The sequence below is a fragment of the Sediminibacterium sp. genome (assembly GCF_030695065.1).
GTDB lineage: Bacteria > Bacteroidota > Bacteroidia > Chitinophagales > Chitinophagaceae > Sediminibacterium.
In genome coordinates, this window is the sequence record NZ_JAUYTR010000016.1 from 12,843 (window position 1) to 24,535 (window position 11,693).

The 11,693-nt window shown below is 37.6% G+C and carries 9 protein-coding genes; all 9 read right to left on the bottom strand.

Annotation, left to right across the window (positions count from 1 at the left end; genetic code table 11):
* Nucleotide 1: 1 nt before the first annotated feature.
* Nucleotides 2-259 (bottom strand): heavy metal-binding domain-containing protein, encoded by a 258-nt coding sequence (locus Q8S25_RS06980; RefSeq protein ID WP_305536173.1) that lies wholly within the window; start codon nt 257-259, stop codon nt 2-4.
* A 1,368-nt stretch (nt 260-1,627) separates the two neighbouring features.
* Nucleotides 1,628-2,737: a VIT1/CCC1 transporter family protein gene (locus Q8S25_RS06985; RefSeq protein ID WP_305536175.1), complete on the bottom strand. Its 1,110-nt coding sequence runs from the start codon at nt 2,735-2,737 to the stop codon at nt 1,628-1,630.
* Nucleotides 2,738-2,831: 94 nt separating this feature from the next.
* Nucleotides 2,832-3,323, bottom strand: coding sequence for a hypothetical protein (locus Q8S25_RS06990; RefSeq protein ID WP_305536177.1), 492 nt, complete (start codon nt 3,321-3,323; stop codon nt 2,832-2,834).
* Nucleotides 3,324-3,334: 11 nt separating this feature from the next.
* Nucleotides 3,335-4,129, bottom strand: a complete 795-nt coding sequence (locus tag Q8S25_RS06995) for a rubrerythrin family protein (protein ID WP_305536180.1) — start codon at nt 4,127-4,129, stop codon at nt 3,335-3,337.
* 97 nt (nt 4,130-4,226) lie between these two features.
* A complete protein-coding gene (locus Q8S25_RS07000) occupies nt 4,227-5,594 on the bottom strand; it encodes a cell wall metabolism sensor histidine kinase WalK (protein WP_305536182.1) in 1,368 nt (455 codons plus the stop codon).
* Entirely contained in the window at nt 5,594-6,268 is a 675-nt protein-coding gene (locus Q8S25_RS07005) for a response regulator transcription factor (protein WP_305536184.1), read from the bottom strand. Before Q8S25_RS07005 ends, Q8S25_RS07000 begins: the two co-directional genes overlap by 1 nt.
* Before the next feature lie 33 nt (nt 6,269-6,301).
* Nucleotides 6,302-6,769, bottom strand: a complete 468-nt coding sequence (locus Q8S25_RS07010; protein WP_305536186.1) for a DUF2231 domain-containing protein — start codon at nt 6,767-6,769, stop codon at nt 6,302-6,304.
* Between the two features lie 678 nt (nt 6,770-7,447).
* Nucleotides 7,448-9,964: a DEAD/DEAH box helicase gene (locus Q8S25_RS07015; protein WP_305536188.1), complete on the bottom strand. Its 2,517-nt coding sequence runs from the start codon at nt 9,962-9,964 to the stop codon at nt 7,448-7,450.
* Entirely contained in the window at nt 9,961-11,688 is a 1,728-nt protein-coding gene (locus tag Q8S25_RS07020; protein WP_305536190.1) for a site-specific DNA-methyltransferase, read from the bottom strand. The genes Q8S25_RS07015 and Q8S25_RS07020 overlap by 4 nt, the downstream gene beginning before the upstream one ends.
* Between the last annotated feature and the right edge of the window lie 5 nt (nt 11,689-11,693).

The following is an 11,693-nucleotide window of genomic DNA, read 5'->3' on the forward strand; positions in this document are numbered from 1 at the left end:
ACTAATGATTGTGGTCATGTTCTTTATGGTCGTCAGGAACAGCTTCTATTTTTTCCAAGTCCATATTGCAAACGGGGCATTGACCGGGTTTGTCATACGTTTTTTCTCCCTCGCATTTCATGGGGCATTGGTATCTGGTATTTTCGGTTTGTTCCGTAGCAGTTTTTTCTGTTTTGCTTTCAGATGTTTTGTTTCCGCAGGAAGCAAAAAACATTATTACGATAAATGATAATGTTGTGATGATGGTATTGTTTTTCATTTTGATTTGAATAATGAGTTTGAAATAAATGCTTAAAGTATTGCACTGATAAAAGCACAACAAGCAGATACACTAAAAAAGTGTCGGCTTAAAAAAACATAAAAAGTAAAATCAAATACGAAAAACGCAATAACGGATGTAAAGCGGATGCTTTAAGTCATCGGGCGGGTGTGTGCTGTGGTCAAACTCGGCTGAAAGAAGCGGAGTTTTGTAATCAAAAGTCAGGTTAGTTGAAATGGCAGGTTGAAAGTCTGTAACCTTTACAATTTTATAGGAAACCAGTTGCGTCTTTTGCTGTTTGTCATCTAATTTAATGGTAGTGGTTTCGTCTTTGCAACAATCCTTTTTCATTTTCTTGCTGCCACAAGGACACGTATGTTTAGTGTCAAAGGGGTTGAAGGAAACTGATGTTACTTTGCCAACACAATAATGAGCCGATGCCGTTATCCCGATAGCGGGTATCAGGTAAAGGAACATTAAGAGTATGACAGTTATTCTTTTCATTCAGTCGCTTAAACGTAAGGACAAAGATAACATTTTTTTATGATTGAAGGTTTATCCACACCCTAAAAGTTTAATCGGGGCATTGCACTAAACAGAGCGTTGGCGGTTTGGCTCTTTTGACTTTGCCTTCGGGTTGGCTCGTGCGCAGGCAGGCAAAGGCAAATGTGCCAAACGCGGGCGGCATAGAATTTCAAAAATTTTTGTGCGGTGGAAAAAAAATTAAAACACAGAAGGGTCGGCAATGAGTGTCGGTTTACTCGTTGTCCATTTGTTGTATCATTTCTATGTCTTTGGTCGCCTGTCAAAATGGTTTACTTTTTTCTCGCTTATGTTCGTGTCTGTCTGTCGGGTGGTGTCGTTCTCTACACTTGCTGCCAACGGACAGGGCTTGCCGAAGTACGGGAATTAGTATTCCGTCCGCCCGGTACCGATGATGATTGAAAAACTGAAGATGAAGTTAACAACAAAAAGCTAAATAGATAATGTCCAGCCCGATATGAAGCACAATAGAATTACAACAAGCCGAAGATAACTTCCGTCCGCCCGTATTTTGGCAAACCCCCTGTTGTACGTTCGCCCTATCTCCGCTGTCATCGATAATGTGGGTCTGTGTCCACCCGCAGAGCGTTGCCTGTGCATTGGCACAAGGCAGGCTCTTTTGCAAGGTTGGCTTTTGTGTGTCGGCTTTGTGTGCCTTGCAAATGTGCCTGACTTGAAGCGTCGCCTTGTTAGTCTGGTCGTGTCATTGAAATTGTTGTCTGGGTGTCAAAGCACTAGTTCGTGTCTGCTTTCCAAATATTAAATTGTCTAAAAATAATTTTTGATGGTTCGGCTATACGTTTACTATACTTATATTTGATAACATTATCCCGCCAATGAAACCCCAATCAATTTACCAATACCAAATGTTATAGCTGCTGCAATCAAACCAAATATTACCTGTCGGAAACCAGAGAACCAAATACTTTTACCTGTAAACAAGGTGATGGCTGAGCCAATTAAAAATAAACCTGCTGCACTACTGATAACACTAATAATTATTGCTGTAATACCACTTGTAAACATAAAAGGAATCACTGGTATTACTGCACCAATAGCAAAAAGTATAAAGGAATAAACAGCAGCTTCCATAGCAGAGCCTTTCAGTTCTTCTGCATTGATGCCCAATTCTTCTTTAACCAATATTTCATGTGCATGATTTTTATCCAGCATAATTTCAGCCGCCATTGCATTCGCCTGGTCTTCCGGTATGCCTTTAGCAATATAAATTAATGCCAGTTCTTTTTGTTCTCCTTCGGGATTTGTTTCCAGTTCATCCATTTCCAACTGCATCTGGTTTTCATGCAATTCCTGTGAACTTTTTACAGAAATCCATTCACCTAAAGCCATTGATAATGCACCAGCTAATAGCCCTGCAACACCAGCTAACAAAACACCTGAACCGCCTGCGGTTGCTCCGGCAATGCCCATTACCAAACTAAAATTAGAAACCAACCCGTCATTACCACCCAGTACTGCTGCCCTTAACGCATTGCCACCAACAGAGCGGTGCCTGCTTTCAAATTTTGCCACATTACTTCCAGTAACTTTAGATTCATTTTCTAAAAGTGAACGTAGGATTTTTACATGATTGGTTTCGCTGCCAGTAATAGGTAGCTTGTTTTTATTTTTGGCATTAATAACGGCAGAGGAAATACTTTTTTCAGTATCCATCAATACTCCTAACACATAATCATAACCAAAAACTTTACCGATAGTATTAAGCGCCTTTGCCCGGAATGATGGTGGTGGAAATACTGTAATTGAATCAGGATGCATTTTTTTCAAAAAAGCTTCCGCATGACTTTTTTCAATAGTACTCATTTGCCTGAAAACATTTGCAACCGTTTCATCTGTTTCGGCATCTGCCAATTTATTATACAGAAAGCAAGCATCTACTTCTGTTTGAAGATTTTTATTTGAAAGAGTAGCCATTATTTAATTATTGATTTTAAAATGTAAAATGAATCCCTCAATCGTAAGAAGGATTCATTTAGTGATATCTGAATATTAAAACGGGGCTGTGTTGTTAATCATTATCCTTTTCTCCCCCTTCGGCACTACCATTGCTTTGAATGGCACCGTTGGCAATTTCAGTGTGTCTTATCTGTCCGCCAAGGTAGCCTGTTCTGGCAACCAATCCAAAACTTACAAGCGAAATAATAAGAACCACTATGGATGTTGATTTCATCAACGAAATTTTAAAACGGCTTACTACCAAGGCTACTATTGACATTACTCCTAATGCAATCAAACTAATCAAAGCATACATCGCAGAGTCTTCATGCAGCTTAATCATATTCTCTGATACACCTTGAATTTTTTCTACTGCTTCTTCAGCACCTTCACCTGTTAAATAAGCTATACCTGCACCAATTGCCGAAATAATGAAAATAAAATATGCCGCATTTTTTGTTTGGTTACTCTTTACCCAAAGTCCATAGCTCAATACAAGGGCACCCAATATGGAACCGAAAACCGGAAGATGTGTGATAAGCAAATGCAAATGTACCTGGCTCATAGTTGTAATTTTTAAAGTGAAGTAATTTTAATAAATTTCTCGCCGCCTGTCATTGAAATTCCGCAACGGGCAGGTGCTATTGTTTCATAAGTATTACCACAGGTAGGGCAAACATAGAATACGGTTGACAAAGTATTTACTGTATTGTTTTGCAAAGCAGTTAGTGCTGCCTCATAAAACACTTTATGCTTTTTCTCTGTCTTGTAAGCATAATTTAAACTTATCATCGCTAATTGATTACCGGCTTCGTTGGCTGCCGTTAAAAACTCAGGATACATAGTAGTCACCTCGTAAGTTTCACCTGTAATTGCATCCTGTAAATTTTCTTTAGTCGTTTTAACAGTAAACTCTGGTTTGATAACCGGAACACTTACTCCAGATTCCTGCAATACAGCTTTATGATTTTTAGCATGAATATTTTCTGCGGTTGAAGCTGCCTTAAACAGCAAAGCAATCTGATGGTATCCTTCCTGCTCAGCTTTTTTTGAATACGCCGCATACTTTGCACTGGCAGTTGTTTCACCTTTGAAAGCAGCTTGCATGTTTTCTGTAGTTTTTGCATCAGTGTTGGTTACATAGCTTGCAGGTTTTGCAATAGTAGTCTTTTCATCTTTTTCATTCTCTTCTGCTTCGTTCTCCTTTCCTTCATTTTCACCACTTTCTTTTGTTGCCTTTTGGGTGGCTGTGTCTGCATTATTCTGTACTGGGGCTTTCATTGCAGCATCTGTATTGTTGCTTCCACAAGAAGCAAGAAAAATACTTCCTGCGGCTAATACTGTTACCGGGATAATTAATAGCTTTTTCATTTTACTTTGTTTTATATGTTTTTGAATAATTTATAAAACAAAGGTGCTATTGCAGCCCTTTACTATGCCTTTGTAGTTTCTTAAGATTGGCTAAAGATTATGTAGGAATTTTCAGAGAGAATGTAGTGCTACCCGAAGTGCTGCTAACAGCGATTGTAATATGTTGCAGGTCTGCCAATTTTTTTACAATGGCAAGCCCCAAACCGCTGCCTGGTATCATTGAATTTCTTGAATTATCGGTACGATAAAACCGGTTAAATAATAGCGGTAATTGTTGTTGCGTAATTCCGGTGCTGTCATTTGTAATAGATAGGGTGTGAGTGTCATTAACCCAATTAAAACTAATTTTCCCATTAACAACACCGTATTTTACAGCGTTACTAACGAGATTATCTATGATTACAGAAAAGAAAAAATTGTCTGCAAGTATCGAAACGGATTCAGCAATAGATATGCTTACAAGCATTCCTTTCTGCTGAATTTGTTTGTCGAATTTGAATTCGGCTTCTTTCAATATTTTATATAGATTAAGTTGTTCTTTTTTTACGGAACCAGATTCAAGACGGGCAAGCTGCAAAAGTTGGTCGAGCAGGTGATTAAGCCTGTCTGTTTGATTAATTACTTCTTTTATTTTTTCTTCATACTGCTCAGGCTCTCTTTTTTTGCGAAGCAATACTTCCAGCGTACCACGAATGGCGGCAAGCGGTGTCCTTATTTCATGCGAAGCATCGGCGGTAAATTGTTTTTGTTGCTGAATGCTGCTGTCTATCCTGCTCAATAATTCATTAATTGTACTTGCTAGCTGGTAAATCTCATCTTCATTTTCTGGCAATGGTAAACGGGTATCTATGTTTGAATCATTAATGCCTGAAGCGGCACGAATTAGTTGATTAACTGGTGCTATAGCTTTTGAAGCTGCAAAATAGATAACCCAATAAAGTACCAGCAAAAGAATGGGAAAAGAAATGCATAGGGTAATAAGCAGATTGTTCAATACATAGTATGACTCTTGTTGAGAGACACCAACGGTTAATTGACCGATAATTTTTCCATCGTCGTTTTTAATAGGAAATTGTCCAAGCCGAAGTCTTTGTTTATCAATCTGGGTATTATAGAAATATCCTTTTTCGTTGCCTGGGTTAAATAAAAAATGATTCGATTGTAGGTTAGCCGATTTGAATATCATCTTATCCTTGTTATCAACTATTTGAATAAAAGTTGGATTGACTTCTACTTTCTTATGTTCAGCTTCTTCCCATTCGGGCATTTTGTTGATGATGATACTATCAGCTTTCCAGTCAAGTGTGTTTAATATTTCTTCTTTTTCAAGTAAAATATCACCATCAAGATGGCGGTAAGAACTTGCATGTACAACTAAATAGATAATAATAAATACTATAGCTGTTGTAGTTGCTACAGCAAGTGTATTAAAAAGTGCAATACGTTTTTTAAAACTAAGTTTCATTAGTTATCATTTACACGGTAGCCTACACCACGAATGGTTTGAATGAATGATTCCCTATCTTTTGTATCTAATTTTTTTCGCAGTGCATTTATAAATACATCAATAACAGAAGTGTCCTTGTCAAAATGTATGTCCCATATTTTTTCAATAATTCTTGTGCGTCTGCATACCTTTCCTTTATTCCGCAGTAGATATTCTAATAATGCAAATTCTTTTTGGGTAAGTTCAACGGCTTGCCCGTTTTTTGTTACCTGATGAGCTTCTGCATTCAATAGTATGTTCCCAGATTCAAAAATATTTTGCTCCCCTGTTTTATTCCGCAGCAGCACCCTTATACGGGCTAATAATTCTTCAAATGCAAAGGGCTTTTTTAAATAATCATTGGCTCCGGCTTCTAGTCCAAAAACAGTATCATCAACTGTATCTTTAGCAGTTAAAAAAATAACAGGGATAGCTTTGTTTTCTTTGCGGATATTTCTGCAAATTTCTATACCACTAACGCCGGGCATCATCCAGTCCAGTAGTATAATATCATACTCATTTAAATTAGCCATTGCCATTTCAAGAGCTTCTCTGCCATTGGTAGCTAAATCAACTGCAAAGCCTTCTTCTTCTAAGCCCTCTTTTAAAAAGCCTGCAATTGCTGTCTCGTCTTCTGCTAAAAAAATTCTCATGTTGTTAAGATAAAGAAAAATTACCCGTTGTACTTATTTCTCATCAGGGCTTGAAAAATCCGGCAACGCAAGTTCTACACCTGCACCGTGTTTATATACTAATTGTCCTCCCAAATATCCTGTTCTGGCAATACTGCCTATCACTCCAGTAAAAAGTAAAAAGCCAATAATTCTTAGCCAACCTTTGTTGAATTTCAAGAAATAAATCACTCCATACAGCAAAGCAGTAATAATAGTTAGCCACAATGAAATTGTTGCCGCTTGCTCATGTAGTTCCATTGCCTTGTTTAATGGACCTTCCTCCATTCCTTCTCCTGCAGCATTACCCGCAAGATAAGAGACTACAGTACCCAGCATACCTAGTACGAGTAAGTAAAATGCGGATTGACGAAAGAATTCTTTTTTATAAAAGTAGCTTGTCACTTCAAATAAAAATGCCACCATTAATAAAGCAATGGGGAAGTGGACTACCATTGCATGGAGATGTGTTGAGGAAATCATAATTGTAATTTTTTTTTACAAAGATGATGTGATGGTATTTTGGAATGGCTTAGCCCTTTCTTAAGGTTAGCTTAAGAAAACTCAATATAAGATACAAAGCACAACAAATAACGGGTGATGGGTGGGCATGGTGTATTTTGGCTGGCTGAATTATAAGACTGTTTACCGTGTGTTGGCGATTGCAGCTCTTTTGCAAGGTTGGCTTGTGCGTTGGGTTTTGTGTGCCTTACAAATGTGCTGCAATGTGCGGTCGCCCATAAGAGACTTTGCATTGAATGCTTTTTGTCACTTGAAGGCGAGCGGAATTTCGTTTAGGGTGACGTACAACGGACAGGGCTTGCCGAAGTACGGGAATTAGTATTCCGTCCGCCCGGTACCGATGATGATTGAAAAACTGATGATGAAGATAACAAACAAAAGCTAAATAGATATTCGTCTGCCCGATATGAACCACAATAGAATTACAAAAAGCCGAAGATAACTTCCGTCCGCCCGTATTTTGGCAAACCCCCTGTTGTACGTTCGCCCTTCTCCTTGGTCATCTATAATGTGGGTCTGTGTCCCACCGCAGAGTGTTGCCTGTGTGTTGGCACAAGGCAGGCTCTTTTGCAAGGTTGGCTTTTGTGTGTCGGCTATGTGTGCCTTGCAAATGTGCCTGACTTGGTGCGTTGGCTTATACTATTGCATCATCGCATTTATTTTGTTCTGCCACTCGTCCTCAAACACAACCTGAAATTCAAAGTCATGGTCGGGGAACTCGTCAAACAATTCTTTCCATGCTTTCTTTGCACCCAACTCGTTGCACAAAGCAAAAACGTCCTGCTTATATTTTGTGTCCTCGTTTTTTAAGTGAATGCCTTTTGTCTCCAAAACAAAAACAGTGTCGTAATCTTCTTTCTTTGTCTTGCTTTTATTGGCAGCAACAAAGTCAGGATAAATTTTATTTTTCTTCCAGCCTTGTATGTGATAGTCTTGTCTGCTCATGTTACGATACCACCACAATAATTTTTCTTGCTCGTCTAAATAAATGGCTACTGATTTTTCAAGTTCATTTATATTTTCCTCCGGCACATAGTCAAACAAAGATTTTTGAATAGGTGTATTGTCATTGCGGATAAGTTGTTTGTTGCTTTTTACTTTTATCCTTGATGGCAAAACAAAGCCACCTTTGTCACTGATTAAAAAGAAATGCAATTGCTTTTTGTTAACCAGTTTTTTAAAAACACTTTCAGCAAATATATTTTTCTGCTTCTCTAAAATCTTTTTCAGTTCTTCAATAATGAAAACGAAATTGGAAGCAATGGTTTCCCGGTCATACTTTTTTGAAAGTAGTTCAATGGCTTTGTCGCCTAAGTTGTAACATATCCATGGGTTAGGTACAATCTCAGAAATTTGTCTTGCTAAAAATGCTTCGTCAATTTCTAAAGTTCCTTTTGTTTCCAATCTTCCTGTTTCTTCTAATAAGTCTTTTTCTTCTTTACTCAACCCTAAAGTCAGTTCCTGTTCTTTGCTTTTTTTGTCGGTCAAAGTTCTATCAGCTATTTCCGAAATATCAATCTTAGTCCAGTCAATCTCACTTAATATATCTACTTCAAAAATCAAATCCCGCCAGCTATCTTTTTCCTGTATTACAAACTTTGGTAAATAAATTTTTCCTTCAAATTTTTTAAAGCCCGGACGATATTGAATTTCTCTCTCTCTTAAATTATCTATTCCCTCGCCGCCTTCATCATTCACTAACCTTCCTGCAATGTCTCCTAAGCCTTCATCTTCCAAACCATTTTTAATTTCTCTTACCAATGTGCTTGCATTGGGTTTGAAAGTGAAAATATAACACTCGTCTAATTCTTTGACTTTTGTTTTGATTGCTTTGGGCTGCCTTAAAATTCTACCGACTAACTGTGTAATTCCTGTAGCCGAACCCGGATTGGTTAAGATGGTAAGTATGTAAGCAAATGAGCAATCCCAACCTTCTTGCAACGCTTGTTTGGTAATGATGTAACGAATATCACAACTCTTTGAAAACAGGTCTATGCCTTCAATGTCGTCTTTCTCACTACTCTTAATGGCAATATGAGTTTCAGGAACATTGCATTGCTTTATCAAATATTCTTTAGCATCTTCTGCATGAATAAAATCTGAACCTCGTTGGTCTTTGCCTGTTCTTTCAACCTGTATCAAACAAATAGGGCGGATATATTCGCCGGTATTTTCTTCGTATTCTTTGGCTAATTTTTCTAACTGGTTTTGTTTTTCAAAACTTGCCAGCATCGTGTCTTTCCAGTCAAGGCTTGTTTTGTTGGTAAGGTGAATATCCAGTTTTATCATTTCTTCTTCATGCAATTCCCGTCCGGTTATCTTTACCAGTTCGTTACTGCCTTCGGGTGGCGTTGCACTTAATTCAAGAATGAAAGAAGGATTAAAGTTTCTTACTGTATTTCTTGCATTTTCTCCGTAAGCCCTGTGTCCTTCATCAATTACAACCAAAGGCTGCAATACTTTTAATGTATTACCTAATGAAGTTTTTATTTGCCGTTGAAATACTTCTTCCTTTTCGCCGAAGCAATCAAGGTTGGTTATTTTCTTCAAGAGTTCTTCCTGTGCAGGATAATTATCTTCGGCAGGGAAGAAGTCTGTATAACCTCCGGCATCACGGAACACTTTTAATGTTTCTTTGTTTTGCCTGTTGGCAGATGGCAGCATCAACATCAGCACCATTAAGTTTTCCTCTACATCCAAACGATTGAACATTTCTGTTTTCTCTTTTATCAATGTTCTGCCGCCGCTGCTAATATCTAAAATTTGCCTGTATGGATGCTCTCTATCTTTTAATGCTGAAATAGTTTGCCTGTAAATTTGAGTGGAAGGAACAATCCAAAGTATTAAGCCGGTTTGTTTTTTGAGATAGCTTTTTTGTATCAGGTCAATACTATGACAAGCCAACAAGGTTTTGCCGCCGCCTGTTGGTACTTTCAAATAAATATCTGGCAACGGCTCGTTTAAACTATTTGTTTTGGAATGATAAATAGTTTTCCCTGTTGATTTCTCCCACGCATCTTTTGGAAAGTTGATATGCTTTGCAAGATTTGGTTTTATTGCCAGCATTTCTTCATACTCATTTCGTGCAATATCCAGTTCACCCAAATAATCTTTGAGTGCTTTAATCACTTTCTCCTGGTAATGTTTGAGTTTCATTTTTGTATCCTATATATTTCGTAAGGCAATTGGCAAAAATCAATTCTGTTATCCCTGCAGGTTTCATCATCCACATACTTTGCAGGTGCAAAAACTAACCGTTGTTTGCCTTTAAACTTGGGCATTCCTTTTACGCCATCCAATGTAAGTGCATTCCGTTTCAGCCATTCTACATCGGGTTTGTAAAACATATACAGTTCATAATTTTTGGTATCGCCTATGAAGCCTGTTTTTTCATTTATTTTCTTTTCGTTGAACTCTTCGCCAGTGGCTGTATAAAATATATAACGAGCAAATTCTTCATAGCTTGGTAAATTTTTGCCTTGCAATATGCTTTCCATTTCAATGGTTGGACCTAATTCAAAATAACTGAATGTACCTCCTACGCCAGCTTTAAGGTTGCCGTTTTTTGCATTCTCTACCCCCTTAATTACTCTTCTTATTCTTTCGGCTGTAATGGTATTTGCATATTCTTCCATTTCAACCAATATGAATTTTCTATTACCACCATCTTCTTTATTCAACTCCAAAACTGCATGTCCAGTTGTTCCTGAACCAGCAAATGAATCAAGTATGAGAGAATCTTTTTTTGCAGCTATTTTGAGAATGTGTTTAATTAATTCAATGGGCTTTGGATTATTAAAAACCTTCTCACCGCCGAAAATTATTTGAAGTAATTGTGAGCCTTTTGTAGTTGTGCCATAATTTGTAAATTCAGATGCTGTTTCTTCATCTATTCCATCTTCAAGAAAACCTTCCATCGCACCCTCGCCCCACCAAGTAGTTTCTACTTCACCATATTCTTTCTTTTCATCCCAAAAAACTTTTAATTGCGGACCGCTTTTGCCAGTTTTGCCAAACAGTATTCTATTATCTTTTAAATAATCTAAATATTTTGTTTCCTCAGTACCCCAATGTCTCCCTTTTGGTGGAGTATAAACTTCATTTGTATTTGGATTAATAATTTCATATTCGAGATTTTTTCTGACACCGGGTGCATCAAAAGGGTCAGCTTTCCATAAGCCTCTTGGGTCATTATCGGGGTTAGAAAATTTTGTTTTATCTAATTCCATCGGTTGAAAAACAAAACCGGGCATAGTATGCCACCTTTTAGAATTACTTTTCTTTAACCGTCTTTCTTCTTGCCTTCTATTCTTCGCATAAACCAAAATATGATTGTGAGAAGAACTTATGTCTGTGTCATTTTGAACTGATTTACGAGCTTGCCAAGGGATATTCGTTACAAAATTTATCTCGCCGAATATCTCATCCATCAATAATTTACAACGATGTACTTCGATATCGTCAAGTGTTACAAATATTACTCCATCATCATGAAGCAATTCTCTTAAAAGTTTAAGGCGTGGCATCATCATGCAAAGCCATTTATCGTGTCTTGTTAAGTCTTCAAGAAGTACCTCCTTGCCCAGCCACTCTTTTATCATTGGACTGTTCACATTGTCATTGTAAACCCAACTCTTTCCTTCAGCAATATCATTTCCAGTATTATATGGCGGGTCAATGAAGATACAATTTGCTTTTCCTGCATAAGTAGGTAACAATGCTTTTAATGCTTTCAAGTTATCGCCTTGTATTATCAGGTTATCGTGTAAAGAAATTTTATCGGTTAAACTTAATTTCTTCTTTGGTACAAGCTGGTGATACTTCACCGCTAAGTGATGGTTTTGTACAAATGTTTTTCCTTTAAATTGGAGTGTTGGCATCGTCT